Here is a 26,405-nt window from a genome sequence, read left to right on the forward strand (position 1 = left end):
CGGAAATAAATCTGTAGATTTTATTGTTATACAATAGTTTGAGGCTCCACCTGCTGGTGAGCACAAATAAAGAGATTATACCCCAAGTTTTTATTATTTTTGGTTTATACATGGATTTTCAGCTCATTTCCGAATATCAGCCCACCGGTGATCAACCCAAAGCCATTATCCAGTTGGTTGAGGGGTTAACCGCTGGCGAACCGGCACAAACACTGCTGGGTGTTACCGGCTCCGGTAAAACCTTTACCATGGCTAATGTAATAAGCCAGCTTAACAAGCCTACCCTGGTGCTAAGCCACAATAAAACACTCGCTGCACAGCTTTATAGTGAGTTTAAGCAGTTCTTTCCCAATAATGCAGTAGAGTATTTTATTTCTTACTACGATTACTACCAGCCAGAGGCTTTTATCCCCACCACCAACACTTATATAGAGAAAGACCTCTCGATTAACGATGAAATAGAGAAACTACGCCTAAGTGCTACCTCTGCCCTTTTGAGCGGCAGGCAGGATGTGCTGGTGGTAGCATCCGTATCCTGCATTTATGGCATGGGCAACCCCGACGATTTTGCAAAAAGCGTGGTGCGCATCCAGGAGGGCGACCGTATTGCACGCTCGCAGTTCCTGTTTGCCCTTGTAGACATACTCTACCACCGCACCGAAGCAGAGTTCAAGCGTGGCACCTTTCGGGTAAAAGGCGATACGGTAGATATATTTGTTGCCTATGCCGATTTTGCTTACCGCATTATCTTCTGGGGCGACGAAATTGAAGCCATTCAGCGCATTGATCCGGAGAGCGGCAAAAAGCTGGGCGACGAAAAAATCATCTCTATCTTTCCGGCCAATCTCTTCGTAACAGGAAAAGATGTGGCGCAGCAGGCCATCAAGGAAATTCAGTACGATATGGTAGCACAGGTAGAGCTGTTTGAAAAAGACCGGCGCTTCCTGGAGGCCCAGCGTATTAAGGAGCGTACAGAATTTGACCTGGAGATGATCCGGGAGCTGGGCTTCTGCTCCGGCATCGAAAACTACAGCCGCTACTTCGACCGGCGCAAGCCCGGATCACGCCCCTTCTGCCTGCTTGATTACTTTCCGGATGATTACCTCATGATCATAGACGAAAGCCACGTAACCGTGCCACAGGTGCGTGCCATGTGGGGAGGCGACAGGGCCAGGAAGATCAACTTAGTCGATTTCGGATTTCGCCTGCCCTCGGCACTGGATAACCGCCCGCTTACTTTTAATGAGTTTGAGGAAATCATTAACCAGGTGGTATTTGTAAGTGCTACTCCTGCTGAATACGAGTTGCGCAAGTCTGAGGGGGTGGTCGTGGAGCAGATCATTCGTCCTACCGGTCTGCTGGATCCTGTTATTGATGTACGCCCAAGCCTTAACCAGATTGATGATCTGCTGGAGGAGATTCACCTGCGCATAGAGCGGCAGGAGCGCGTGCTGGTAACTACCCTTACCAAGCGCATGGCCGAGGAGCTTACCAAGTACCTGGATCGCGCCGGTGTGCGCTGCCGCTACATTCACTCAGAGGTGCAAACCCTGGAGCGTGTTGAAATTCTGCGCGACCTGCGCCTGGGCGAATTTGATGTGCTCGTGGGTGTAAACCTGCTGCGGGAAGGCCTGGATTTGCCAGAAGTATCATTGGTAGCCATTCTGGATGCCGATAAGGAAGGCTTTTTGCGAAATGTGCGCTCGCTGGTGCAAACCATTGGCCGTGCTGCCCGTAATGCAAACGGGCTGGTAATCATGTATGCCGATAAAGTAACAGAATCGATGCAGGTAGCCATAGACGAAACAAACCGCAGGCGGGCGATCCAGATGGAGTATAACGAGGCAAATGGCATTACCCCGAAAACAGTGTTCAAATCTCGCGAAGCCATTATGGAGCAAACCTCTGTGGCCGATGTACGCAAAAAAGAAGCCAGGAAAGCCTACATTGAGCCTGACACGCTTTCGCTGGCAGCCGATCCTGTAGTTGCTTACATGAAGCCCGAACAGCTGGATAAGCTACTAAAAGAAACCCAGCGTAAAATGGAGAAAGCGGCAAAAGAGCTCGATTTTATGGAAGCTGCCCGTCTGCGTGATGAACTGATGGAAATAAAAAAACTAAAAGAGGAAAAAGCATCTTAATAACATATGCAAAAACCCTCAGCTCAACCTGTTTTTTATAGTATGCTGGTTATGTCGCTTCTCCTGCTTATACAGCAGGGGAATGCACAAACCAATCCCTTTGCACCACCGGGCACACGCAGTGTCCATGCCTATACAGATGTTTATAAAACAAATTTTGAGCGGCCCTTCCGCAAACTGCAGGCTGGCCTGGAGGTAGGTTACCTCGTAAATAGTAAGCTGCAGTTTACAGCCGGAATGGAATTCTGGAATGAAGATCCAACCCCAATGGCAACGATAGGCAATCGGTATTATCCTTTTGGTGCTACCTTTGTTCGTTACCGGGCATTGGTTGGCCGCAGTGCCGATGTGGCTCTTGGCTTTGGGCACAGCTTTAAAATAGGTGAGAAGTTTATAATTGAAGCCGCCAGCGACTACTACCTCGATGAACGTGAAATAGGCTTCAGGCTGGGCTTTGGTTACAGGTGGAGAAAGGCAGCTCAATCTACTTTCTGAGTTCTTTAGAGGATGTTGTGTTTTGTTCGGCTACTTTTTACCTTAGCTGATGTACCATACTTTTTCCGGTACTCAACTTTTTTATCTATGCGCCTCTCCCTTCTCCTGTTCTGCTTTCTATTCTTACACCTGGGTTCTGTTCATGCCCAGCTCAATGGCCTATGGATTGTAACAGAAGTAAAAGCAGGCGATAAAATCGTTACGCCTGTAGCCAGGTGGACCCGCTTTCATGCCGACGGAAACACCCAATCCGGGAATGGTTGGGTACAGCATACCGTTGGCAAATGGCATTACAATCCGGCAGACTCCAGCCTTAGCATCGTTAGCAGCAATGGCTGGAAAGATGAGGCCGGCCCTTTCAAAGTAGTACAGAAAACCGGCAACAGCATGCGCTGGCAGCGTTTAGAGGAAGGAGTGCTGATTACTGTAAACCTGCACAAAACCGAAAATTTACCACAAACCCCATCTGATGATATATTAGGCCTCTGGTTGCTTAATCCTTCTGATAAAGTTCAGCAGGCAACTGGAGTCCCGCAAGCCTATGCCCTTATGCGCTGGGATCGCCGCTTCAATTTTAAAGGGATACCCGGCGGACAAACCTATGGCTTCTGGCAGATAGATGGGCACCAGCCTATCCTTACGCTGCTTGCTGATGGCAGGGAGGAAAAGTGGCGGATAGAAATATTGCCCACTACCATGACCTGGACAAAAATTGCTCCTGCCGGGCAGGAGCAGGTACTTAGCTTTACCCGCACCGATACCTTTCCCAAGTAAAAGACTGCCAGCGCCAGTAGTAATTCCAGAACACTTCAGTAGAACACAACATTAGAAAGAGCCACCTTCACAGGTGGCTCTCATTTATTACAGCTTATTTATTATTCTGCCAGATGCTGAATGGCTTTCTCCAGGGCTTCATCCTTTCCGGCTTTAACATCTGCAGGATTATTTTCCCACAGCAGGGCCGGAGCCAGGCCTCTGCCTTCAAAACTTTCACCACTGGCATCCCTAAAGTCGCCAACAGAGAGGCTGAACATCCAGCCATTGTAGAGTTGCCGCATTGGGTTATCAGAGAAAGCACCGGCTGTAGTATCGCCGGCCTGTGTTACCTGGGGCAGCTCCAGCATGGCCAGGGAGAAGGTTTCGGCTCCGCTTCCGGTAAAACGGGTGGTCATCAGGATAACAGGCTTGTCTTTCAGCTCCCCGCCTCCCATTGGATCTACGTACCAGTTGAGCCAGTCGGTAAAATCTGCTGGGTTAGGCCCTGATCTTTTACGGGTTTTCATGTACAGGTATTTTTCCTGTGCAAAGTACCCTGCCAGCCGCTGCCCTACAGGATCCTGCCCTCCCGGGGCATCCCTTATATCCAGCACAATTCCTTTTGCTTTTTTAAGCGCGGGTGCAATCTCTTTCATGGCATCATCTACATCAGCAAGCTTCACCATAAAATGATCTACATGTATATAACCAATGCTATCCGATAGCCAGCCCCAGTCAAACACTCCGCCAGCCTGCTTATGGTTTTGGAGATAATTTTCCTTCACCACCTCAAATTTGTAATCCTCCTGATGGCTAATGCCATCCTCAAGATCCACACTCCAGCGCGGCAGGTCCGGATTTGTAGGAAAAAGCGTTACGTGCGCATCATTCAGAATTGACAGCATGCTGGTAGACACTGCATAAAACTCCGCCTCCGACATACCCTCATGTACCTGTGGTTTGTAAACGGCATAAACAGAATCCCAGTTAATCTTCTTTACCTCAAAAAGGCCATAATAGTCGTGAAAATCCTGCCACAGCAAATCAAAATTGCCTACAGGACTATTCTTTAGCGGGGGCTCATTTATCAGACTGTCTTCACAGGAACAAAGTGCCACTCCAAAACAAATCCCTACGATAATGATGATATTTTTCATGACTAATTGCTTTTAGGAAACAGGTAAAGGAAAGAAAGATTGTAGGCACTTTCGGCCATGGTAAATGGCTTGGGGTCTTTCTCGCGCAGCCAGTTAAGCTGGTAGCTGGCTGCAGCCGTAGTACGAAGCCCCATGCGATACTGATACTGCACCTCTGCCTGTAGCCCCTGCAGTTTATTGAGGCTTTGCCAGCTGGTATTATGTTTCAGGAAGGCTCCTTCGAGGTTTTGGTTAGGCTGGGTAAGAGTGCCATGGTAGGGAGGCCGGGTAACCAGGCCTAAAACAGCGGTAGAAAGGTTTGCCTCGAACTGGTGCCGGGCCGCAGCGGCATAGGTAACCCGCAGCTGTGGGCTTAGCGATACCACGTTCATCAAGCCTGCAGACACAAAGCCCTGTGGATAAAACAGCTGTTCTGTAATGGCTGCACCTGCAGAGAACTGCAGCTTATCAGCATTGCCCAGGGTGTGCCAGTAACCAAGCTTTACTGTTGGCGATAGAACAGAACCTCTTGCAGGTACCTTTGTTTCTTTAACAGAGCCATCTTCTTCCAGCTCTTTAAAATAAACATGATCATTGGGAAAGGCTGACGGGTAGTAGCTGCCCAGGTTCCCCTGCAGGTTAAGCTCAAAGCGTGAGCGTTCGCTGGTGTACAGAAACTGCAGCCCTACCCGCCTGAAATTACCCTTATACAGCAGCGGACTTACAGCCTTGTCTACCATAGAAAAGGTACTGATACCCAGCTGCAGGCCCAGCTGAAATTTCGGGGGTTTGAAAAATTCTTCTTTCTCCTGTGCATGGCCACTCACTCCCAGCAAGCAGCAACACAAAGCAATCCATGTGGCTTTCATAAAAATTAAATTATGCTGCAAAGAAAGGGGCTAAATAGACCTGAATCGTCCGATCCGAACGATTCAGACCTCTATTGGTACTTTCGCACCTTGTTTTTGATAGTATTGTGAGGGAGTTTGGCCGGTATTTTTTTTAAACACCGCATTGAAGGTAGATTTTGAGTTAAAGCCTGCCTCATGCGCCAGGGCCAGCAAGGTATAATGGGCGTAGTGAGGATCGGCAGCCAGGCGCTGAAATTCAGCTACCCGGTACTCGTTTACAAAGTCATAAAATTTCTTCTGTATAACGCCGTTCAGCACTGCCGATACCTGGTAACGGGGCATGTCCAGGTGCTGAGCAAGCTTTACCAGGTCAAGCTCCGGATCCAGGTATAGTTTGTCCTGCTCCATCGCATTCTGTATTTGTGCAGCCTGGTCTGTAAGGGTACTATCTGCCACCGCAAGCGGAAGCGGCACCGAATCCTTCAGTTCTGTTGCCCCCCCTGTATCTCTTTGCTCAATGGCAGGCAGTTGTGGCTCCAGTGTACCAAGCATAGGATCTGCCCTGAAAAGCAGTGGTTGCCCCAGCGCTTTATACCCTATCCAGTACAGCAGCACTACCACACCCAGAAAATGGTAAGGATACACAGCAGACAGCAACGGCCAGCCCCATTTGCGCGAGTAAAATACCAGCACAGAAAAGGCCAGGATCAGGAAAACTCCCCACAATAGATCACGTAGCCACAGCAGGCGCATGTGCTGCTCATCGCTGTAAAGGGAGTGCAGCCGCTGTACATAGGTTCTTAGCTTCAATAGACTGATTGCCAGAAAAAAAACATGTACCACATTGGTGATTTGATTCATCCAGCCAAAATCTTCCTGCAGCACAACCTCATAGTTGCTGAGATAAGCGATCTTCTCCTGCGCCGGCAACAGGTAGTAAGGCATCAGTATACCTACAAATAATATAAAAGGGGTAAACAGCAGCAGGTAGCGCCAGCGCCACTTGAAACGGGGCGCCGTGAGTGAAGTGGTCAGTAAAAAGATGAGCGGACCGTAGAGCAGCGGCAACGTCCAGGTAATCCGGCTAAGATGGGGATACTCAAGGAAAAATGTAGCATTATCATTGCCTACCAGCACCAGGTGCAGCGCCAGCAAACCAAGCAGGGTACCCAGTATGCGGTTATTACGCTTGTTGGTACCTCTTGAAAAGAGTAAAAGCGCCAGCAGAATCCCTTGTCCTGCTCCTATAAATAAGATTATGTCTAAGAGATTCATCTTATATGAAAGATACATATCTGGTAGATATTATTTTCATCGGACCTGCTTTTATTTATATGAACAAAGCTTTGAAACAGGGCTGCAGGTATTGGAAAAGAAAAAACCACTCCCAAAAGAAGTGGCTTTTACATATCACACCAAATTCTATACCCCTGTTAGGCTTCTAAAACCTCTAATAGGCCGTTAGCTGCAGCTTGCCTTCTGGCTTTGTCAGCGTTGTTCTGAGTTCAGAATTTTTATCTGAAATTTCCATTATCCGGTTAGGAAAGCCTTTAATGTGGTAATCGAAGAAGGCCAGGGATAACTGGTTGATCAGGCTCACTGCCCGATCAGGATCCAGGCTGCCAGAGTCAGCGGCTTTTCTGTACCTCAGCCAATAGGCGGCATCACTGAAGTTTCCGTGCCAGGTATCTTTGATATAGGTGTAGTAAAACTCTTTTTCACTCTTATTCCTGCAAATGATGGGGTTGATGTTATCAGGCAGCCCTTCGCGGTCTGCCGAAAGCACCATAAAAGGTTGTGGCAGGGCTTTATCGATCATGTCGCCCAGGCCTAAGCCATCCAGGTTGATACCTGCCAGAAAGCGCTTATCCTGCAAGAGTACCTGGCCAGCGGCACTACCGCCTATCGAATGCCCAAAAACACCTACCTTTGCTACATCCAGCCTGCCATAAAACGGGCTTTCCCTGTTTTCATTTATCTGCTCCAGCTGATCCAGTACAAAGGATAGATCAGAAGCCCAGCGCCTGGGAATTTCAGTAGTAACATCGGCATGCACCCAATCCAGCACCACCTGCTCTCTTTCCGCATCAGTTTTGGCATCCTGTAAACCATTGTAGTACTTCCAGAATACTTCCGTATGTTCCGGAGACCAGTTTCTGGCTTTAGAAGCACTGTCGTCTACATAAATAACTCTGCCATCGGGAAAGGTTCTGGCAATTGTTTCATGTGTATGATAAACATGCGCTATCATATACCCATGGCTGGCAAGTTCCGAAAGAAACGAGTAATACATACCACCTGCCGATTCATAACCATGAGAGAAAATAAGCACAGGAAAGCTACCTGCTGCATTGGGAGCATTAGGGTATACATGGGTCTGAATATTCGCCAGGTGTGAAGTGGCAAAAGCTGGTAGTCCTCTACCGGTGCTAAGGCCCACCCGCTCCGCCTCTGTCAGATAGCCTTCTGTTGCCAAACCTTCTACCGGGCCCGCCGGGTACCACAACTTCACCAGCAGCTCCCGTTTATCCAGGGGATCGGGCGTAATTACTTCGGCTCTGCTGGAGTCTGTTAAATGCAGCCACTGTGTTCCTATAGCGTAGGCTCCACCAGGCTTTGGCAGCTCAAACACTGGCATTGCCGTGGGTAACAGCCAGGCAATCAGCACAAAGAGCCCCAGCAAACTACCCAGTGCTATTCTTTTCCAGGTAGCACTTCCTGATCTGCCGCCCCTGTACAAACGCCAGCCCAAAAGTCCCATCAGCAGGTAGGCAGGAGTCATCTGCCAGCGGTACCCATCTACAAACAGGTGCAAAACAGCTGTGGCAGAAAGTGCCACTCCAAAGATTTTTTGCCAGTGTTGCTGCAGGATGTAGCGTGAAAACAGCAGTCCTGCGCTAATCAATAGAAGTAACAAGATTTCCAGGAATGTCATAAGCTAAAAGTTTAAGTGAGGGAAAAAATCTGCACCCATTCTCCCGCTGAAGGAATCACTACAGATGCACAACACTGGCTAAATAACAGCTTAAGCATAAAAAAAGCCACCCTGCCTGGGTGGCTTTCGATAGTCTGCCGCTTATCGTAGGCAGATAACAGTTTATCGACTATTTTTTGCGTGCCTGCTCAAAGCGGCGGTTTACTGCTTCCCAGTTTACCACATTCCACCAGTTGCCAACGTAATCAACACGCTTGTTCTGGTACTTGAGGTAGTAGGCATGTTCCCACACATCAAGACCCAAAATTGGAGTGCCTTTTTTCTCGGCTACATCCATCAGCGGGTTGTCCTGGTTTTGAGTAGAGGTTACATCTACTTCACCATTTGGGGTTACAATCAGCCATGCCCAGCCAGAGCCAAAACGGGTAGCCGCTGCATTAGAGAACTCTTCCTTGAACTTATCGAAAGATCCCCACTTTTTGTTGATGGCTTCTGCCACAGCGCCGGTAGGCTGGCCACCGCCATTCGGGCTCATTACTTCCCAGAACAGGTTGTGGTTGTAGTAGCCACCGCCATTGTTACGCACGGCATTGTTGCCACTTACGTTCTTCAGGATTTCTTCTATGGATTTATTTTCCATATCAGTTCCCTGAATTGCTTTGTTCAGGTTGTCGGTGTAGCCTTTGTGGTGGCGGCCGTGGTGAATCTCCATGGTTTGCTGGTCAATGTTTGGTTCCAGCGCATTTGATGGGTACGGCAGGTTAGGTAATTCGAATGCCATAGTTTAAAAAGGTATTTAAAGGTTAAACAATGTTAATTGTGTACAAGGTACAAAGTATCTGGTATCGGGAATAGTTATAGAATATTAAATAACTATCAAGAATCTACATCATTAAGAACAGGTCCTCAAGCGAATCTCCATAAAACCAAGAGTATCTGTCACTTAATCACAAAACACTCTTTTTATGCTGTTATTCAATAATTCTAAATCCTGTAGCTAGAGGGAGCCGCGTCCGTTCTTCCGCAATTTCATAAAAAATTCATCAAGCAACGCCCGGCATTCAGCTGCCATTACACCCTCCTTTACTTCTGTTTTCGGGTGCAGCATGGGTACGCCCAGCTGAGCAAAACCGCGTTTGTCATCGCCCGCTCCCCAAACAATTCTGCTCACCTGCGACCAGTACAGGGCACCTGCACACATGGGGCAGGGCTCCAGCGTTACATACAAGGTACAATCCTGGAGGTATTTTGCGCCCAGGTAGTTGGCTGCGGCTGTAATGGCCAGCATTTCGGCATGGGCGGTTACATCCTGCAAACGCTCAGTCTGGTTATAAGCCCTGGCAATAATGCGCCCGCGGCTTACCACCACTGCTCCTACAGGTATCTCCCCCTCCTGAGCAGCATAAGAGGCCTGTTTTAAGGCCTCCCGCATAAACTGCTCATCAGTATTAACCTGTAACATGCTATAGTGTTTTCTTAAGTCTGATAGATTCCATTACTGCTTCGGCAACCGGTGCCCACTGCTGCTGCTGATTAGCCGGAGCCGTAAATGTAAATACCACAACCTTGCCATTTACAAGTCCATAAGCAATGTGGGTGTACACCTGCATTGGTTTTGTTTGCTTGATGGTATTTTCCTGCTCTTCATCTGCCACCGTGCCTACATATTCAAAAATAGCAAAAGGGATCCCTTTAATTTCCTGTATCTCTTCTTTCATCCACTTCATATCGCTGTAAAGCGTAGAGAGCGAAGCTTTGTAGAAATCCTTTACCAGCGGCAAATCGAAATGCTGCCATTGGGTGGTTGAGAGGTTTACACTAAAATCGACCTGCTTGCTGGGGTTGGTATAGAGCGCCACCGGCTTGCGTGATGATACATGCTTCGCCATCATCTCCTGCTCGCTTACCGGAGCAAAATCCTGGGGCAGTGATACGGTAATCGCATCATGCAGCTTTGTCTTCTTCAGCTTAGCATCCTGTGCAGAGGCTGTATAGGTAAACACCAGCGCTAACAACACCAGCCATAACACCTGTATTCTTTTCATAATGCAAAATTAGCTGTTTCTTCTGAAATTCATCTGTTTTATCAAAGTAATCGGGCGCTGGCACCTGCTGCCCAAGCCCTGCTCCCACAACAACCATCAGCAGCCAGTATTCCTGCTGGAGGCCTTTGGCAGTATGCTGCCCGAGGCAGTGCCTTGCCTAAGGCAGTACATTGCCTAAAGCAGTACGCTGCCTGCGCCAGTATGCTGACTAAAACACACAAACTCCAGGCCAAATTCTTTAGCGCTACTACTGTATTTATGCGCTTTGCTTTACGTTTCTGCTCCTAATCACTTATTTTTGAGCCCTACGAAATAATAGCGCTATATTATGCTACGCACCCACACCAATGGCGAGCTTCGCCTCGAAGATAAAGGAAAAGAAGTTACCCTTAGCGGCTGGGCTCAAACCATCCGCAACAAAGGCTCTGTGATCTGGATAGACCTCCGCGACCGCTGGGGCCTCACACAGCTTATTTTTGAAGAGGGCAAATCTGACCCGCAACTGCTGCAAAAGGCTGCCGAGGTAGGCCGCGAATGGGTGCTGCAGGTAAGCGGCGAGGTAATTGAGCGCTACAACAAAAACCCTAATATGCCTACGGGCGATATTGAAATACGGGTAAAGGAGCTGGTGGTACTGAACAAGGCCAAAACACCTCCTTTCCTGATCGAAGATGAAACCGACGGTGGTGAAGACCTGCGTGCCAGGTACCGCTACCTGGACCTGCGCCGCACGCCTGTGCGCAACAACCTCATTCTGCGCCACAAACTGGCCCAGGAAACCCGCCGCTATCTCGACAGCCAGCTGTTTATAGAGGTAGAAACCCCTGTGCTCATCAAAAGCACACCAGAAGGTGCCCGCGACTTTGTAGTGCCCAGCCGCATGAACCCGGGTGAGTTTTACGCCCTGCCCCAGTCGCCCCAAACCTTTAAGCAGCTGTTAATGGTAAGCGGTTTTGACCGCTACTTCCAGATCGTGAAGTGCTTCCGCGACGAAGACCTGCGTGCCGACCGCCAGCCGGAGTTTACCCAGATAGACTGCGAAATGGCTTTCGTTACCCAGGAAGATATACTCAATACCTTCGAGGGCCTGATCCGCCACCTGTTCCAGACCGTTAAAGGCATCGATATTGGTGAAGTGCCCCGCATGACCTATGCCGAAGCCATGCGCCGCTACGGTTCCGATAAGCCCGACATCCGTTTCGGTATGGAGTTTACCGAGCTGAATGATGTGGCCCAGAACAAAGGATTCCAGGTATTCGACCAGTCGGAGCTGGTGGTAGGCATTGCCGCTCCCGGCATTGCCGAATACACGCGCAAGCAGCTGGATGCCCTTACCGACTATGTAAAGCGCCCGCAAATAGGCATGAAAGGCCTGGTGTGGGTACGCTACAACAGCGATGGCACTTTAAAATCAAGCGTAGACAAGTTCTATGCAGAAGAAGACCTGAAGGCCTGGGCACAGAAAATGAACGCCCAGCCCGGCGACCTGCTGCTGGTATTAAGCGGCGATGCCGATAAAACCCGCAAAGCACTAAGCGAGCTGCGTCTGCACCTGGGCAACGAGCTGGGTCTGCGCAAAAACGATGAGTTCAAGCCCCTCTGGGTGCTGGACTTCCCGCTGCTGGAGTGGGATGAGGAAACCAAGCGCTACCACGCCATGCACCACCCCTTTACCTCGCCCAAGCCCGAAGACATGGAGAAGCTGGAGAGCGATCCGGGCGCTGTACGCGCAAATGCCTACGACCTGGCCATGAACGGCGTGGAAATTGGCGGCGGCTCCATCCGTATCCACGATAGGGCCACACAGGCGCGCATGTTCAAGCTGCTGGGCTTTAGCGAAGATGAAGCCCGCAAACAGTTCGGCTTCCTGATGGAGGCCTTTGAATACGGTGCTCCTCCGCACGGTGGCATTGCCTTCGGCTTCGACCGCCTCTGCTCCTTAATGGGTGGCCAGCAAAGCATCCGCGATTTTATCGCTTTCCCGAAAAACAACAGCGGCCGCGACGTTATGATCGACACGCCATCAACTATCTCCGACGAACAGTTAAGGGAGTTGGAGCTGGCGGTGAAGAGGAGTAGTTAATCTTCTTATCGATCATTGATTAAAAAGAAAGCCAGCTCCTTAAACAGAAGCTGGCTTTCTTTTATTGAACGCATCTTAAAAAGGTATCAAATGTTATTAACAGTACCGAAGTATTGCTATATTGGAAACCCATATAATACAAATTCAACCTAATGGAGAGAACATTTGAAGTTTCTTATTATACTTTTAATATAAAAGAGTATTCAAATCTGAAAGGTCCAGATTCATATGCTAATTTAATCCATGAGCTATATAAGAATAAAATCAAGATCAAAACGAGAGGTGATAGCCATCTAATTATTAGGTCTTTGTCTGAAACAACTTTGAATGGAGAGATAATACTATATGGAAATCTCACCAAGTTTACATGGATAGAAGGTAACCACTGGTTCAATTTTGACACAATGGAGATTGAAAATTATGAAATCCCAAGAAACCTTTTTCCTAACTCAAAAGAAACCGAATTCGTTTTTGTTCCTTCTTGCCACAGGTTCTCTGTTAGAAGAGATCCCTCAATAAATCCTAATAGTGTACTAAAGTTTTTAAATGATGGGCTAAATTATGCTAATCCAGAAGGTTCAAAAATTATAATTAATATAGAACAGTCGTCAGACATTTTTGACAGAATATATAGTGCAAAGAAAGTTGAACGCCTCAATGTAAACATTTCATATACAAATGATGATTTTAGTGAGGGATATGAAGAATGGATGGATAAAATGTTGAAGGACGCAAATATTCAAGAATTCTCTTATAAAGCAGTAGCTGACGAATCCAATAATATTAACGTAAATAATAAACTAGTAAAAGGAACATTAGAACTTGCTCAAAACAATGGGTCTGTTGATGCTAAGATTGTAAATGAATCTGGCAGAAAAGAAACTATTCACACATCTGAATATCCAAGGGTCGATAAGGCAAAAGTTAATACAAGAAAAGACAGGTTTAGTTTTGCAGTATCAGTTGCGTCACAACTAATTGAAAGACTTAGAAATGGCTTACAAAGAGGGTAAAGATATAAAAAGTCTGCACAAGGGCAGTTTGATAAATCTCTTATATATTTTAAACCCAAAAGATTTAGTTTCTTTAAGCAAAAGTCCTTTAATACTTTCTATAGCCTTCACAATCTGTTATTGCATTATATCTTTTACACAAAACCTAAATAGCTACACTATTCTTAGTGAAATTACAGAAACAACGGTAAGCCTTTTACCCAATCTACTAGGTTTTACCTTAGCTGGCCTCACTATTATTGTAGCATTTGGCAATCAAGAATATTTAGAATCATTATCCAATCTTGAAATTAGTGGCGAAAAGCTATTCAAACCTTCACTTTTTCAAAGAATTATTGCTGTATTCACATGGAGTGTGTTAGTACAAAGTTTTTGTTTATCATTTGGATATATTATTAAACTAGCTTTATCATTGAAGCTAACCTCCAAACAAATTGTTCTTAATGCCCCAGTTTCTACATTGGTAAATTATTTAACAATCTTTCTTCTATTATTATTATTCCTCTATTCCTTGTTTCTTATTCCAAAGACTATTCTGAATGTTTTTATGTTTGGGCAAGGGCACCATCTAAGCGTAATAATTAAAAAAAGGCTGAACAAGTAGAATTGTTAAATGCTCAAATCTCCACAGGAAACTCCTATCTGCTTACCTCCTACAATGTAACTTGTAGATCATATTTAGATACTAACTTCGTGCCAAAAAAGGCCAAAATCATTTCATCCCCCTGCTAATCCCCAACTCCAAACCTCTTAGTTCTGCCAACCCTCTAAGGCGGCCGATGGCAGAGTAGCCGGGGTTTACCCGCTTCTTCAAGTCATCTAACATCTGGTGGCCATGATCGGGGCGCATGGGCAGGCGCCTGTCTGCACGGCCCTGTGCTGCACGCTTCTGTTGCTCTTCCAGCAGGGCTTTTACTACACTGTACATGTCTACATCGCCTGCCAGGTGGTCGGCTTCGTAGAAGTTGCCTTCATGATCGCGGGTGGTGCTGCGCAGGTGCACAAAGTTAATGCGGTGGCCCAGGCGCTTTACCATGCCAGGCAAATCATTATCAGGGCGTACACCAAAGGAACCTGTGCAGAAACAGAGGCCATTATTGGGGCTGTCTGCTACGGCAAGCAGCTCCTCCACATCTTTTTCAGTAGATACTACCCTGGGCAGGCCCAGAATCGGGTACGGCGGATCATCGGGGTGGATGGCCATGCGTACGCCTGCCTCTTCGGCTACAGGAATAATCTGCTGCAGAAAATAGGCCAGGTTCGATTTTAGTGCTGCTGCATCTATATCCCGATAGGTATCCAGCACCAGCTGAAACTGCTGCAGGGTATACCCTTCTTCTGCGCCGGGTAAACCTGCAATAATGTTGGTGATGAGTCTGTTTGCATCTTCTTCAGCTAGCTCCTCCAGGTACTGCATTGCCTTTTGCTGCTGGTCTTCGGTATAATCCTGTTCAGCCCCGGGCCTTTTTAGCAGGTAAAGATCAAAGGCAGCAAAGGCAGTGGTATCAAAGCGTAGTGCTTTAGAGCCATCGGGCAGCTCGTAGGTAAGGTCGGTGCGGGTCCAGTCGAGCACGGGCATAAAGTTGTAGCAGACGGTATCGATACCGCACTTGCCCAGGTTGCGGATGCTCTGCCGGTAGTTTAGGATGTACTGCTGGTAATTTCCGGAGCGGGTCTTGATATTTTCGTGTACCGGGATACTCTCCACCACTGACCAGCTTAAGCCGGCAGCTTCCAGCTCACTTTTTCGCTTCATGATCTCTTCTACCTCCCACACCTGTCCGTTGGAGATGTGGTGCAGGGCTGTTACTACGCCCGTAGCACCTGCCTGCTTTATGTCGGAGAGACTAACAGGATCGTTGGGGCCATACCAGCGCCAGGTTTGTTCCATACTCATTGTAATGCTCTGTTTTTTGCTTTGTATCACCGCAGATGCTGTTGCTCACTTCTATACCTACCCGTAAGAAATGATCGCCAGCCATTGCATAAAAATAATAACTGCCGGCTTAGCTCCACTACAATCAGAAACATTTGTAGTTTATCCACCTAAATCAGGGAAACAATTCACGATCTGCCGGGCTTCAGTCTGCTGTTTTTAGTTTACTAGCAGCTATCAAGCTTTAACTGCGCAACTACTTAAATACTCCTGTTCCCTTAGCTGTAAAAGCATCCATCAGCTGCATTACTTCTACTGCCTCTCCGGCAGGACAGGGATTTGCATTTTTACCCTGAAAGTAGCCAATTACCTGCTCTATCATGGGCTGCTGAATGTAGGTGGGGTTATCGAAACTGAAAGATTGTTCCTGTCCATTTTGCTGCAGCACCACTTTTGCCTCGCCAAAAAAGGAAAAGGAGATTTTGCCCTTGCTGCCAATAATTTCGCAGCGGTCGGCTGCCGCTGCTGCAGGAGCTGCAAAGCTCCACAGTCCCCGGAACTGAACACCACTCCGGAAGCGGATAAGGCCACTTACAAAATCATCGGCTTCTGATGTTTTTAACTGGTTGGCTGAATAACCTGTTGCCTCCCCGGCTGCTCCAAAATAATGCAGCATGATGTCCAGCTGGTGTGGTGCCAGGTCGTGAAACAGGCCTCCGCCGGATATTGCAGGATTTATGCGCCAGTTGTTTTCCGTGGCAGCTACCACACTAGATTTAGGGGGCTGTAACAGCTGTAGATCGGCAAAAAGAGGTTTGCCAATAGCATGGCTCTCCAGCAGCTCCTTTACTTTCTTGAAGAGGGGCAGTGCACGCCTGTAATGGGCAATCACTAACTTACCACTACTATTTTTGGCTTGTTCTTCTATTCTGCCGGCACCTTCGCTGTTTAAGGCCATAGGCTTTTCCAGGTACACATGCTTGCCTGCAGCAAGTGCAGCAACAGCATAGGCCTCGTGCGAGGATGGAGGTGTGGCTACATAAATGGCATTGATTTCCGGATCATGAATCAGGGCATCGGCCTGGTGATACCACTTAGGCACCCCATGGCGGGACGCAAAATCGGCAGCCTTTTCGGCATCTCGCCGCATTACTGCCACCAGGCGGGAGTTTAGGGCCTGCTGAAAGGCCGGACCACTTTTGCGTTCTGCCACATCGCCACAGCCAATAATGCCCCATCTGATTTCTTCCATCTGCTTTCTGATAAATCTTATTAATGTTAATCTCTAAATCTAGAAGAATCAACTTTTGCTCCTATTAACTCCTGCCTAAACAGCATAAGCGATCCTTTAAAACTGAAAATGAATGCTGGCCTAACGTGCGTTAAGGATTAAAGCTACTGATAATCTGCCTGTTATCATCTTCTACAGCTAAATTCAAGCCTTCATTCCCCTGAAGAGGGAGCTCTGTTTGCTTTCAGAGGCGAAATCACCATTCCTGTTTTTAGCTGACAGCTCCCCGCCTGCGCGAGGATGACGATGAAGGAGCATTTGACGCTGATGCTAATCCTTTACGCACGTTGGTCCAGGTTCTTATTAAGAACCAGTTCCACCTGAGGTGTATCTGAAAGAAACTGCTGCTATGCATTCTTTTACATAAATGGTAGCCCTGCCACAGAGGAGTACCTTATCTTTGCCTCTTATGAAAAAACTTGGCAAAGTTGTACTGGGCATTCTCATCTTTGTGGCTTTGCTGCTCGTAGTAACTTTTATGGTCCGTTACCTGCATAAACCTTTTGGCCGCCCACCCCAGGCAGAAACTTTTCAGCACCTTCCGTACTACCAGGATGGTAAATTTCTGAACCCGGTAGAAACCCCCATGCTGAAGATTACCGAAAGCTGGCCTGTGATGAAACGTTATATGGCCCGCGATGTGGAAAAAGCACCTGCCAGCAATTACCGCTTTACTGAACAGCCCCTGGCAGGCAACAGCACTGCTGGCATACAGCTCAACTGGCTGGGGCATGCAGGGGTACTGATCCGCGCTGGCAATACTTACCTGCTCACCGATCCGGTACTGATAGAACGGGCCTCACCTTTCCCCTTTGTAGGTCCGGCACGTTTCTTTCCCTCGCCTATTGCGCCAGAGGCACTGCCGGAGCTGGAGGGCGTTATTATCTCCCACGATCATTACGACCACCTGGGCTATGAAACCCTTATGGCCATACAGCACAAGGTTAAGCATTTTTTTGTACCCCTGGGTGTGGGTGAAACACTGCGCTACTGGGGTATTCCCGATAATAAGATTGTGGAGATGGATTGGTGGCAAGCTTACGAAGGAAATGGCTTTAAAATAACGGCAGCCCCGGCACGCCACTTTTCAGGCCGCTTTCTTAGCCAGAACAATACCTTCTGGGCCTCATACGCCATAGAGCTCGGTGGGCAAAAGATTTACTTTGCCGGCGACTCGGGCTACTTTAACGGCTACAGAGAGATAGGCCAGCGGCTGGGACCATTTGACCTTTCACTGATGCCCATTGGTGCTTACGATCTGGCCTGGGCCAACATTCACCTTAACCCGCAGGAGGCCGTGCAGGCACAGCAGGAAGTACAGGGCGGCATACTGCTCCCCACCCACTGGGGCACCTTTGACCTTGCCCTGCACAGCTGGTACGAGCCTATGGAACTGCTAATCAAAGAAACAAAGCAGGCGGGTATTACGCTACTCGCCCCTAAGCCGGGGGAATGGGTTACTCCTGCAGCTGAAACAAACGCCGAATGGTGGCAGCAATACAGGAACAGCCAGTAAAGGCTCAATCCCATTATTGCCTTTTATAATTATTTTTTAGCATATAATTTATATTATTGCTTTTACCAGACCTATTTTTTCATTTATTTAGAGTAAACACTTTCGTTTCATGATTGTCCGGAAAAGATTTTATTTACTTCCGATCTTTTGCCTGCTATTTTTTGCGTCTGCCACTCCTGTTCTGGCGCAGCTTTCGTATGGCGTGAGGCTTACCTCGGGGGCACAGATAAGTCATTTTCAGGGCTGGGAACAAAGCAGCGTCAGCACCTACACCCGCATGGGGCTGGGCATGTTCCTGGCAATTCCGCTCCGGGAAAAAGTGAAACTACAGCCAGAGCTGAATTACCTGGCTTATCCCTACGCTTTATCCGAATCACATACACTAAGCATACCCCTGCTGCTCACCTACGGCTTTAGCCCCCATATAGAAGTGGAAGCCGGCCCTTCTCTTGAGAGGGATTTCAGATACAGCTCTTCCCCTGATATCAATCCTTATATAAACGTAGGTGTTAATGCCGGTTTTACTTTCTGGTTCAGCAAATACTGGTCGGGGAACGTACGCTTTACCTACGAACTGGTGCGCAGAACCTATGATGGCGCTGTGCTTTTCAGCGGCGAAGGCCATCCAATCAGGAACGACGATCCGCTGCTGGTTTCATCAGGCGGACCTGAACCAGGATATCGGGATATGTTTCTGATGACCTCTATCAGGTACTCTATTAAGTAAAGCCCCGGCACTGCAATAACACTGGTATGTTGGCAGAGCCGCTGCTGCAAGAAGCACCTTTTCCTTATATTCCGGCACAAGGTGCAGCAAGCTGTTTTGCAGCACTATATCTTTCTAAAACACAAATACCATGAATCCGGAAAGTCTGCGCGAATACTGTATCAGCCTGCCTGCTGTAACCGAAGAGTTTCCCTTCGATGAGCAAACGCTGGTGTTTAAGGTGAAAGGTAAAATGTTTGCCCTTACTGATATAGACAGCTTTTCCTCCATCAACCTAAAGTGTGATCCGGAGCGGGCAGTGGAGCTGCGGGAGCTGCATGAGAGCATTCTGCCAGGCTACCATATGAACAAAAAGCATTGGAACACCCTGCTGCTTGATGGTTCTCTCCCAGATAAATTACTGCGGGAACTGATTCTCCACTCCTATCAGCTGGTTGTAGCAGGACTGCCAAAAAAAGTAAGGGAGGAACTGGACGAACTCCACTCTAAAGTACAGGGCTAAATAGCTGAGCTTCTGCAGGCATCCGTAGCAAATTAAGGGAAAGCGCTGATTTAATTATCGCCAGACTACAGTGCTGTAAAGCAAACAACAAGCCCCTCCTACAGCCCCATCTGCAGAGGCTGTGGAACCGGCTCTGCTCAATAAATCAATTATTAACCGGCTGCTGCAGGAAGAGCTTATCCGGACCACGGAAATTGGCAAAGTAGATGTCCGGCAGGCCATCGGCATTAAAATCGGCTACTTCAACACTCATACCCATTGCCCTGAATTCTGCCGCGAAGGTCTGCGCTGTAATATCCTGAAAGAAGCCCTTGCCATCGTTCAGGTACAAGCGTGGCTGCTCAAAAGTTACCATCACCAGGTCAAGGTCGCCATCTGCATCAAAATCGGCAAAATTAGCATCCAGCACACTGTGGGTAGAGGTAAAACCCAGGCGCTGTTGAGTTTCGTCTACAAAGCTGTTGCCCCTGCGCATGAGCATACGCTGAATGGGCATCTGTTTCTGAAACAGGAACACATTGGCAAAGAACAGGTCGGCCTGCCCGTCGCCATCTATATCTGCAAAATTCACATCGCGGCTTTCTCCTCCCTGTGCCTGTAGTTCCGGTGCTATAAAGCTGGTGGTGATATCTTTAAAATTGCCTTTTCCATCGTTCTCCAGAAGGTAATTTTCCAGCTCATTGCCTACGATCAGGTCCAGGTCGCCATCGCTGTCAAAGTCAAAAACATCCAGGTCTTGGGTGATATCCTCACGGATGGGTAAGCGTTTATCGGTTTCATTTAAGAACTGTCCTTTGCCGGCATTGCGCAGGTATACATTCTGCCCGTTATTACCAATGATTACATCCGGCAGCCCGTCACTATCAAAATCACGGGTAATCACTGCGTTGGAGGTACCGGTAACCGGAATTCGCTCTGTTGCATTGATAAAATAGCCCCTGTCTTCATTGATGTAAAACTCGTTGGTCTGGTTGTCTTCTGCCACAAAGAGCAGGTCCAGGTCACCATCACCATCAAAGTCTGCTATGGCTACATCTTCGGTATCGCCATAGGGGTAATAAGGATAGGGCTTTGGGGTAATGGGAGCAGGCAGGTACGGCAGGCGGTGGCTGCCATCACTGAATTTACCCTTGCCGTCGTTGATCAGGATGATGTTCTTTACAAACTCCATGGCAAGCACCAGGTCCAGATCGCCATCCGCATCAATATCTACCGCCCTGGCATCCATAGAGTTTAAGGATTTCTTTACTGCCCCGGGCAGATGCGTTTCGCTGGCATCAGTAAACTGCAGGGGTGCCTTTTGAGCAAAAGCAGCAGGCGCAGCAATCAGGGCAAGGCACAGCAACAAGTATGGAGATTTCCGCATAGTAATAATCATGATGTAGAGGAAGATGCACATAGTGCTTTTCCCAGACCAGTAGATTCTTTTGAACGGTTAAAAGTATAGCAGGAGTGAAATTTGAATACCACAGCACAGGAGACTGCTCACCTGTTTTAATTTTCTTTTCTGCCGCTACCAGCACTGAGCGGCACGCCAACATACATGCTTAAGCGCCATCCGCTCCAGCCTGGCACTACTTCTTCGCTGCTTTTTCCAGGATTCACCAGTTTTATATTTCTGTCTTCTTTTAAGCTAAAGCCCTCACTCAGGCTTAAACAGACTCCCGCCTGTGCGCCAAGCCTGATGAAACCTATTTTCCGCTCCAGCGCCAGGTATGGCTGCACCGCACCACCCAAGGCATAAAAAGTATAGTGCTCACTCGTAGAGCCAGCGCCGGTCAGGCTTATTTCTCCTTCATAAATCAGTTTACTGAACAACAGGCTCGCTTCGCAACCCAACCAGCCATCAAACCCTTTTGGTAATGCACGGTAGCTTTCCACCACTACGCCAATTCTTCTGTAACGCAAAAGCTGGTCTTCGCGGTAAGAACCTGAATAATCAGCATATCCTATTCGCCCGCCGGTAGATCCCATCTCTGCCACAACGCCAAAGTGGTCGTCTACCTTAGATTTAAACAAGTACCTAAGGCTGTAATTGAAGTAAGCGGGGAAGCGCTCTGTTGCCTTTATATTAACACCTATGCCCTGCATGCTATTCTCCTGCAGTGCTTCTAAATCACCCATTGAATAACTGCCATAGCCTGCGCCCAGCCTGATTTCTGCCGGGGCCTGTGCTCTTACTGCAGCACCAAATATCAGCAAAAAGCCTGTAGCTAAAATTATTGTCTTATTCATTGTAAAGGCAGATAGCGATCGTTACTGAACAGTCTGTTATTAAGTAAAGAAATACTGCTTTGCTCAATAATTTTGATTTTCCTGATTTGCTTTCCACTGCTGAGATCATACAGGTGGTAAAACTCATGTGAATGGCCTCCCAAATAACCAGTGGCCGGATCAATCATAATATCAGATAATGGCAGGGAGGTGCTAAATTCCGTTAGCTTCGTACCATTGGTGGTACTGTAAACAGATGTGGTCTGATCTTCAAAAACAATTACCCAGGGCTCTGAGGGATGGTAGGCAATGTGATCCTTCCTTACAGGTGAATACAGAACCTCCCAGTTAGCACCGTTGTAAACATGAAGCCTTTCCGAATGATAAAACACATTCCCGTCCTGGCTGATACCAGCCTCTTCGGAAGAATTGTTTGTTTGCTGTTTTAACAACAGTTTCGAGGACTGGAAGTCATAGATATAGTAGTATGTGTAATATGACCTCCGTTCCTGGATCGCCAGGCGGCCATTGTTACTCACTGTAAAGGAACTTACGTCACTACTTGCTTCTCCAGTTATATAGCTGATGGCATAAGTATGGAGTACCTCCAGCGTGGCAGGATCTAACTGCCAGATATACGGGTAGCGGGTTGCATAAATTTGCTTTCCATCAGGAGAAACGGCAAGCCGGAGAGAAGCCGTTAAATAGTTGGTGGTGAACTCCTTTTGCCTTTGAATGTTAAGACTGGCGCCATCCCGCATTACAACCTTATTATCCACCACACCATAATAAGCGTTTGCACTTTTCCCATAGTGAAAGTCTTTATAGCTTTTAAAAGCCCAGCCATACTGCACCTTAAAACTTCTTTGCTCATAACCGGTATAGAGAGCACCAGGCTTGGGTTCGGTGATGAGGTGGTACTCAGTTTCGGCACCAAATCCATTAAAAGGTACAACAGCAACCGTGTTTAAGGGATCTGAAGATGTAACCAAGTCAGTCTGATAATCAGCATCGCGCCGTATTTTATACTGGTTCAGATTATTTCTGAACTTGGTTGTGCTATAACTTATTGAAATGGTTGTGTCATCATTATAGTAAGCATTTATGATGGCTGGCACCGATGCATTGAAAGAACGCCTCTGAGGATCAGGACTTTCCTTATTACTTTGATCAACCACTGTAAGTATGTAAAACTTCAGGTTGCCAACATAGGAGGAGTCAATCCACTCAGTGGTATTCTGATTAGTGATAACGATACTTTTTGATCCTCCGCCTCCCTCCTTAAGCAGGCGGTATTCCCTGAAATTTGGAAGTTTGTATTTCTCCCACTGGATCACCAGCTGCCCATCTCTTTCAAAAATATTGGTAACAGGCACAGCAGGAGGAGGCCCGTTGTGGATGATAAGTACCCACGTTTTCTGCACCACTATGCCTTCAGCCCCCATAACATCTGCAAGGCTGCCGGTTCCGGAATTAGCAGTAGCTTCAAGCTTTAGCTGGTAGGTACCATTACTGTAATTTGTAGATATAAAGTTGAAGCCGTCTACGTGAAGATGGCTTTCTTTCAGCAGCCTTTCTCCCAGAAGCAGCCTGGTACTTACCAGGGTTTTACCGGGTAATGCTACATTATACTTAAGCGATACATTACCCTGGATAAAAACGGTGTCTGCAGCCAGGTTCAGGTCTATATTTCCGGAAACTACCACAGTTGGATCTACCTCTTCATAGTGTCTTCCATCGGGCGTAAACTCGCAGGCAGCCAAACAAAAGCACAGCAGCAAGGAGAACTTCAGAATATATTTCATGAATATAATGAGCCGAAGCCTATCGATTTTTTAGCCCGGCAAACATAACAATATAGGCGCGAATGCAGGGCTAAGCAAATAGCTGTAAGTAAATCATCTATTATGCAGCAGATTGAGAAAAGCAATCCGAAGCTGATCCCTTACACTCCTACACCCACTTCTCCCATTACCCGTTTCCACCAGTGCTGGAATACAATAAGAGCCCAGATGCGGGCGTGGGCATCGCCGGGATTGGCAGAGAATAGCTGTTGCTTGAGGGCACGGGTGGCATTGACATCAAACACGCCCTGCGCCTCCACAAACTCATCCTTAAGCCAGTGGCCTTCTATTTTGCTGCGCAGCTCTGTCTGGAACCACTTGAGCAGCGGCACCTCAAAGCCGTGCTTGGGCCGCTGGTACAGTTCCGGGGGCAGCAGGGGCCTGAAGGCATCCTGCACAATCCGCTTTTTCATCTGCCGGTTAATTTTGCTGTCGGCGGGCAGGCTAAAGGCAAAGCTTACCACCTCATGGTCCAGGAAGGGCACCCGTACCTCCAGGCCATTGGCCATGCTCATCAGGTCTACCTTGGTGAGCATATCGTAAGGCAGTACCAGCTGTACATCGGTGTAAAGAACATCGTTGATGCCCCCGTTCTTGGGCAGGTACTGGAGAATTTGATTTTTGTACTGCTCGTACAAACCCTGATCGAGCTGTTGTTTGCTGCTGGCAGAAAGCAGGCTTAGGCTCTCCCCGCTGCTGGCAAAGGTGGCCCAGCGCCAGTAGCGCTCCTTCAGAGGCAGGCGCATGCCCTCGGCAAATCGCTGAAACTGCCTGAATTTATTAGATAAGGCGCCACTACGGGATTTAGGCAGCGCTTTCCAGATGGGTAAAAGGGCACTTACTGCAGTTTCTGCCATACCGGGATGAAGCGTGCGCCAGAAGGCCATGTGCTTATTATAGCCGCTGAAGAGCTCATCGGCGCCATCGCCGCTTAATGCAACGGTAGCTATTTTTTTGGTGCGCTTGCTTAGGATGTATACCGGAATTGCAGAGGAGTCTGCAAAGGGCTCATCGAGGTAATCGAGCACATCGTGCAGGTGCTCGTACAGATCGTGGTTGGTAAGGCTGAATACGGTATGCTCGGTCTTGTGCATTTCGGCAACCAAGCGGGCATAGCGGGTTTCGTCAAAGAAAGGCTCGTCTTTGTAGCCAATGCTGAAAGTATTGAGCTTATCTACCTGGCGCGCTGCCAGGGCGGTAATTACACTGCTGTCGATGCCACCACTTAAGAATGAACCCAGGGGCACATCGGCAACCAAGCGGCGCTGTACCGAGTGCTCCATCAGCTCACGCAGCTGCTCCTGCTGTTGCTCGTAACTCCATTTGCGTGGGTTGAGGTTGTTTGGCTCATAAGGCACCTGCCACCATTTCTTTATTGTAAGCGCACCTCCTTTCAGGAACATGGAGTGGCCGGGGAGCAGCTTATGCACTCCCTTTAGCAGGCTGTGCGGAGCAGGTACGTAGTTGAGCTGCAGGTAGAGGTGGAGGGTTTCAAAATCGAGCTGGCGGGGCAGGCCATAAGCCAGCAGCGATTTCATTTCAGAGGCAAACACAAAGCGGTCGTCATCGCGGTACCACAGAATTGGCTTGATGCCCATACGGTCGCGGGCTATGAACAGGCTTTCCTCTTCCTGGTCGTAAACGGCAAAGCCAAAGAAGCCATTAAGCCTGGGCAGCATGCTTTCACCCCATTCCTTATAGCCTTTTAGCAGTACCTCTGTATCGGTGCCGGAGTGGAAGGTGTAGCCTTTTGCCTCAAGCTCCTGCCGCAGGGCCTGGAAGTTGTAGATCTCCCCGTTGAAGACAATGGTATAGCGTCCGCTCTCTTCGTACATTGGCTGGTGCCCATCTGGTGTTGGGTCCAGGATAGAGAGCCTGCGGTGGCCAAGGCCGCAAAAATAACCGAGGTGCGTACCCCTGTCGTCGGGTCCGCGGAAAGCCAGGGCATCTGTTGCCTGGCCAAGATGTATCAGGCTGATGCGGCCTATTTCATTAAAAGCGTAAGCTCCGGTAATCCCACACATAGTGGCATAAAGATAACCAAAAAAATCAGGCATTCACTTACGAATTGGCTTGACCGTGCGTTGCCTAAAATAGTATCTTGCAAATCTAAACACAGCAGGCTTATGCATCACTATCAGCTACGTACCCTTATAGGCACATTAATGCTGCTCATGCTACTGGCATCATGCAGCAGCCAGAAGGCAGCCAGAGCTTCGATGCCAGGCAAACATAAAAAACGTACCGCTCACCGCTCTGCACCAGCCCGTACACCAAACCGTGCCGAAGCAGCTGCGCCTGATAAGTCTGAGCAGGTAGTGGTTACCGCCCGCAGTTACCTGGGCACCCCCTATCGCTGGGGTGGTAACGATAAAAAGGGAATTGACTGCTCCGGCCTGCTGGTATGTTCATTTCGTGCTGTTGATGTAAGCCTGCCCCGCACCTCAGATGAACAAAGTGACTTTGGCAAACCGGTAAGCATTTACGAGCTAAAGCCCGGCGACCTGGTTTTCTTTTCCTCCAAAAAATGGAAAGGCAAGGTATCGCATGCAGGCATGGTTACAGAAGTGCGCAGCAAAGATGAGGTGATGTTCATTCACTCCAGCAGCAGCAAAGGAGTGGTAGAAAGTAACCTGCTAAGCCCTTATTACAGAAACATCTTTGTAAAAGCACGCCGACCATTTTGAAAATATTGATGGAGCCATTATATTTGCATTCGCAATTGGCAAACGCCCAGTGCAAAACGTAAGGGGGATTAGCTCAGCTGGCTAGAGCGCTTCCATGGCATGGAAGAGGTCATCGGTTCGACTCCGATATTCTCCACTTAAACCAAACCCGACAGAATCTGTCGGGTTTTTTTTCTGAAAAAGAATGTCGATTTCTGCTAGGATTAGGTCCTATTGCCACAAAGGATAAGCATAGGCACAGAGTTTTTCTGGCTATCCAGCTGGGTGGCAGTAGAAAGGATAGTTGTAAAGAC

General features: G+C 48.1%; 23 protein-coding genes and 1 tRNA gene. 11 read left to right on the forward strand and 13 right to left on the reverse strand.

Annotated features, from left to right (window positions below; all coding sequences use genetic code 11):
- Positions 1-110 precede the first annotated feature (110 nt).
- The 3 genes from uvrB (at position 111) to KWJ01_RS01555 (ending at position 3,410) form a co-directional block, all read left to right on the forward strand.
- The gene (uvrB, locus tag KWJ01_RS01545) at positions 111-2,141 is read left to right on the forward strand and encodes an excinuclease ABC subunit UvrB (RefSeq protein ID WP_224994512.1); all 2,031 of its coding nucleotides are present in this window, start codon (positions 111-113) and stop codon (positions 2,139-2,141) included.
- 51 nt (positions 2,142-2,192) lie between these two features.
- Positions 2,193-2,636, forward strand: coding sequence for a hypothetical protein (locus tag KWJ01_RS01550; protein WP_224994513.1), 444 nt, complete (start codon positions 2,193-2,195; stop codon positions 2,634-2,636).
- 87 nt (positions 2,637-2,723) lie between these two features.
- Positions 2,724-3,410 (forward strand): hypothetical protein, encoded by a 687-nt coding sequence (locus KWJ01_RS01555; protein WP_224994514.1) that lies wholly within the window; start codon positions 2,724-2,726, stop codon positions 3,408-3,410.
- 101 nt (positions 3,411-3,511) lie between these two features.
- Here KWJ01_RS01555 and KWJ01_RS01560 read toward each other — a convergent pair whose 3' ends face one another.
- From KWJ01_RS01560 to KWJ01_RS01590, 7 genes are all read right to left on the reverse strand, one after another.
- Positions 3,512-4,549, reverse strand: a complete 1,038-nt coding sequence (locus KWJ01_RS01560) for a S41 family peptidase (protein WP_224994515.1) — start codon at positions 4,547-4,549, stop codon at positions 3,512-3,514.
- A gap of 2 nt (positions 4,550-4,551) precedes the next feature.
- Positions 4,552-5,397, reverse strand: a complete 846-nt coding sequence (locus tag KWJ01_RS01565; RefSeq protein WP_224994516.1) for a hypothetical protein — start codon at positions 5,395-5,397, stop codon at positions 4,552-4,554.
- Between the two features lie 63 nt (positions 5,398-5,460).
- On the reverse strand, positions 5,461-6,654 hold the full coding sequence (locus KWJ01_RS01570; protein ID WP_224994517.1) for an AraC family transcriptional regulator: 1,194 nt from the start codon (positions 6,652-6,654) through the stop codon (positions 5,461-5,463).
- Between the two features lie 175 nt (positions 6,655-6,829).
- Positions 6,830-8,314, reverse strand: coding sequence for a hypothetical protein (locus KWJ01_RS01575; protein ID WP_224994518.1), 1,485 nt, complete (start codon positions 8,312-8,314; stop codon positions 6,830-6,832).
- A gap of 169 nt (positions 8,315-8,483) precedes the next feature.
- Positions 8,484-9,095, reverse strand: a complete 612-nt coding sequence (locus KWJ01_RS01580) for a superoxide dismutase (RefSeq protein ID WP_224994519.1) — start codon at positions 9,093-9,095, stop codon at positions 8,484-8,486.
- A gap of 216 nt (positions 9,096-9,311) precedes the next feature.
- On the reverse strand, positions 9,312-9,776 hold the full coding sequence (locus KWJ01_RS01585) for a nucleoside deaminase (protein ID WP_224994520.1): 465 nt from the start codon (positions 9,774-9,776) through the stop codon (positions 9,312-9,314).
- A gap of 1 nt (position 9,777) precedes the next feature.
- Complete coding sequence (locus KWJ01_RS01590; RefSeq protein ID WP_224994521.1) at positions 9,778-10,359, reverse strand: hypothetical protein; 582 nt, start codon at positions 10,357-10,359, stop codon at positions 9,778-9,780.
- Between the two features lie 328 nt (positions 10,360-10,687).
- On the opposite strand from KWJ01_RS01590, the gene aspS reads away from it, so the two are divergent.
- From aspS to KWJ01_RS01605, 3 genes are all read left to right on the forward strand, one after another.
- Positions 10,688-12,442, forward strand: coding sequence for an aspartate--tRNA ligase (aspS, locus tag KWJ01_RS01595; RefSeq protein ID WP_224994522.1), 1,755 nt, complete (start codon positions 10,688-10,690; stop codon positions 12,440-12,442).
- A 152-nt stretch (positions 12,443-12,594) separates the two neighbouring features.
- Positions 12,595-13,455: a DUF4747 family protein gene (locus KWJ01_RS01600; protein WP_224994523.1), complete on the forward strand. Its 861-nt coding sequence runs from the start codon at positions 12,595-12,597 to the stop codon at positions 13,453-13,455.
- Positions 13,421-14,059, forward strand: coding sequence for a hypothetical protein (locus KWJ01_RS01605; protein WP_224994524.1), 639 nt, complete (start codon positions 13,421-13,423; stop codon positions 14,057-14,059). Before KWJ01_RS01600 ends, KWJ01_RS01605 begins: the two co-directional genes overlap by 35 nt.
- Positions 14,060-14,167: 108 nt before the next feature.
- Here the strand turns inward: KWJ01_RS01605 and uxuA are convergent, their stop codons facing one another.
- Together uxuA and KWJ01_RS01615 are read right to left on the reverse strand one after the other, a co-directional pair.
- The gene (gene uxuA / locus KWJ01_RS01610) at positions 14,168-15,352 is read right to left on the reverse strand and encodes a mannonate dehydratase (RefSeq protein ID WP_224994525.1); all 1,185 of its coding nucleotides are present in this window, start codon (positions 15,350-15,352) and stop codon (positions 14,168-14,170) included.
- Positions 15,353-15,587: 235 nt separating this feature from the next.
- Complete coding sequence (locus tag KWJ01_RS01615; protein ID WP_224994526.1) at positions 15,588-16,583, reverse strand: Gfo/Idh/MocA family protein; 996 nt, start codon at positions 16,581-16,583, stop codon at positions 15,588-15,590.
- Between the two features lie 448 nt (positions 16,584-17,031).
- On the opposite strand from KWJ01_RS01615, the gene KWJ01_RS01620 reads away from it, so the two are divergent.
- The 3 genes from KWJ01_RS01620 (at position 17,032) to KWJ01_RS01630 (ending at position 19,367) form a co-directional block, all read left to right on the forward strand.
- The gene (locus KWJ01_RS01620; protein ID WP_224994527.1) at positions 17,032-18,138 is read left to right on the forward strand and encodes an MBL fold metallo-hydrolase; all 1,107 of its coding nucleotides are present in this window, start codon (positions 17,032-17,034) and stop codon (positions 18,136-18,138) included.
- Between the two features lie 109 nt (positions 18,139-18,247).
- Complete coding sequence (locus tag KWJ01_RS01625) at positions 18,248-18,865, forward strand: hypothetical protein (RefSeq protein WP_224994528.1); 618 nt, start codon at positions 18,248-18,250, stop codon at positions 18,863-18,865.
- Between the two features lie 130 nt (positions 18,866-18,995).
- The gene (locus KWJ01_RS01630) at positions 18,996-19,367 is read left to right on the forward strand and encodes an MmcQ/YjbR family DNA-binding protein (RefSeq protein WP_224994529.1); all 372 of its coding nucleotides are present in this window, start codon (positions 18,996-18,998) and stop codon (positions 19,365-19,367) included.
- A 145-nt stretch (positions 19,368-19,512) separates the two neighbouring features.
- Here KWJ01_RS01630 and KWJ01_RS01635 read toward each other — a convergent pair whose 3' ends face one another.
- The 4 genes from KWJ01_RS01635 to asnB all read right to left on the reverse strand — a co-directional run bounded on the left by KWJ01_RS01635 (position 19,513) and on the right by asnB (position 25,449).
- Positions 19,513-20,733, reverse strand: coding sequence for a VCBS repeat-containing protein (locus KWJ01_RS01635; protein WP_224994530.1), 1,221 nt, complete (start codon positions 20,731-20,733; stop codon positions 19,513-19,515).
- A 128-nt stretch (positions 20,734-20,861) separates the two neighbouring features.
- On the reverse strand, positions 20,862-21,602 hold the full coding sequence (locus KWJ01_RS01640) for a hypothetical protein (RefSeq protein ID WP_224994531.1): 741 nt from the start codon (positions 21,600-21,602) through the stop codon (positions 20,862-20,864).
- A complete protein-coding gene (locus tag KWJ01_RS01645; protein ID WP_224994532.1) occupies positions 21,599-23,386 on the reverse strand; it encodes a hypothetical protein in 1,788 nt (595 codons plus the stop codon). Before KWJ01_RS01645 ends, KWJ01_RS01640 begins: the two co-directional genes overlap by 4 nt.
- 140 nt (positions 23,387-23,526) lie before the next feature.
- Positions 23,527-25,449 carry an asparagine synthase (glutamine-hydrolyzing) gene (asnB, locus tag KWJ01_RS01650; RefSeq protein ID WP_224994533.1) on the reverse strand — a complete coding sequence of 641 codons (1,923 nt, stop codon included), beginning with the start codon at positions 25,447-25,449 and terminating at the stop codon, positions 23,527-23,529.
- Positions 25,450-25,551: 102 nt separating this feature from the next.
- Here asnB and KWJ01_RS01655 point away from each other — a divergent pair, with 102 nt between their 5' ends.
- Positions 25,552-26,112 carry a C40 family peptidase gene (locus KWJ01_RS01655; protein ID WP_224994534.1) on the forward strand — a complete coding sequence of 187 codons (561 nt, stop codon included), beginning with the start codon at positions 25,552-25,554 and terminating at the stop codon, positions 26,110-26,112.
- A 62-nt stretch (positions 26,113-26,174) separates the two neighbouring features.
- Positions 26,175-26,248, forward strand: a tRNA-Ala gene (locus KWJ01_RS01660).
- Positions 26,249-26,405 lie beyond the last annotated feature (157 nt).

This window comes from Cesiribacter sp. SM1, from assembly GCF_020178975.1.
Classification (GTDB): Bacteria; Bacteroidota; Bacteroidia; order Cytophagales; family Cyclobacteriaceae; genus Cesiribacter.

Excerpts from the sequence above, each read along its gene's own strand:
- KWJ01_RS01625 (WP_224994528.1), top strand. The coding sequence starts at position 18,248 with ATGATTGTCCGGAAAAGATTTTATTTACTTCCGATCTTTTGCCTGCTA.
- KWJ01_RS01645 (WP_224994532.1), bottom strand. The coding sequence starts at position 23,386 with ATGAAATATATTCTGAAGTTCTCCTTGCTGCTGTGCTTTTGTTTGGCT.
- uxuA (WP_224994525.1), bottom strand. The coding sequence starts at position 15,352 with ATGAGTATGGAACAAACCTGGCGCTGGTATGGCCCCAACGATCCTGTT.
- KWJ01_RS01635 (WP_224994530.1), bottom strand. The coding sequence starts at position 20,733 with ATGCGGAAATCTCCATACTTGTTGCTGTGCCTTGCCCTGATTGCTGCG.
- KWJ01_RS01555 (WP_224994514.1), top strand. The coding sequence starts at position 2,724 with ATGCGCCTCTCCCTTCTCCTGTTCTGCTTTCTATTCTTACACCTGGGT.
- KWJ01_RS01655 (WP_224994534.1), top strand. The coding sequence starts at position 25,552 with ATGCATCACTATCAGCTACGTACCCTTATAGGCACATTAATGCTGCTC.
- KWJ01_RS01615 (WP_224994526.1), bottom strand. The coding sequence starts at position 16,583 with ATGGAAGAAATCAGATGGGGCATTATTGGCTGTGGCGATGTGGCAGAA.
- KWJ01_RS01590 (WP_224994521.1), bottom strand. The coding sequence starts at position 10,359 with ATGAAAAGAATACAGGTGTTATGGCTGGTGTTGTTAGCGCTGGTGTTT.
- asnB (WP_224994533.1), bottom strand. The coding sequence starts at position 25,449 with ATGTGTGGGATTACCGGAGCTTACGCTTTTAATGAAATAGGCCGCATC.
- KWJ01_RS01565 (WP_224994516.1), bottom strand. The coding sequence starts at position 5,397 with ATGAAAGCCACATGGATTGCTTTGTGTTGCTGCTTGCTGGGAGTGAGT.
- KWJ01_RS01600 (WP_224994523.1), top strand. The coding sequence starts at position 12,595 with ATGGAGAGAACATTTGAAGTTTCTTATTATACTTTTAATATAAAAGAG.
- KWJ01_RS01585 (WP_224994520.1), bottom strand. The coding sequence starts at position 9,776 with ATGTTACAGGTTAATACTGATGAGCAGTTTATGCGGGAGGCCTTAAAA.
- KWJ01_RS01580 (WP_224994519.1), bottom strand. The coding sequence starts at position 9,095 with ATGGCATTCGAATTACCTAACCTGCCGTACCCATCAAATGCGCTGGAA.
- KWJ01_RS01630 (WP_224994529.1), top strand. The coding sequence starts at position 18,996 with ATGAATCCGGAAAGTCTGCGCGAATACTGTATCAGCCTGCCTGCTGTA.
- KWJ01_RS01570 (WP_224994517.1), bottom strand. The coding sequence starts at position 6,654 with ATGAATCTCTTAGACATAATCTTATTTATAGGAGCAGGACAAGGGATT.
- KWJ01_RS01550 (WP_224994513.1), top strand. The coding sequence starts at position 2,193 with ATGTCGCTTCTCCTGCTTATACAGCAGGGGAATGCACAAACCAATCCC.
- KWJ01_RS01620 (WP_224994527.1), top strand. The coding sequence starts at position 17,032 with ATGAAAAAACTTGGCAAAGTTGTACTGGGCATTCTCATCTTTGTGGCT.
- uvrB (WP_224994512.1), top strand. The coding sequence starts at position 111 with ATGGATTTTCAGCTCATTTCCGAATATCAGCCCACCGGTGATCAACCC.
- aspS (WP_224994522.1), top strand. The coding sequence starts at position 10,688 with ATGCTACGCACCCACACCAATGGCGAGCTTCGCCTCGAAGATAAAGGA.
- KWJ01_RS01640 (WP_224994531.1), bottom strand. The coding sequence starts at position 21,602 with ATGAATAAGACAATAATTTTAGCTACAGGCTTTTTGCTGATATTTGGT.
- KWJ01_RS01560 (WP_224994515.1), bottom strand. The coding sequence starts at position 4,549 with ATGAAAAATATCATCATTATCGTAGGGATTTGTTTTGGAGTGGCACTT.
- KWJ01_RS01575 (WP_224994518.1), bottom strand. The coding sequence starts at position 8,314 with ATGACATTCCTGGAAATCTTGTTACTTCTATTGATTAGCGCAGGACTG.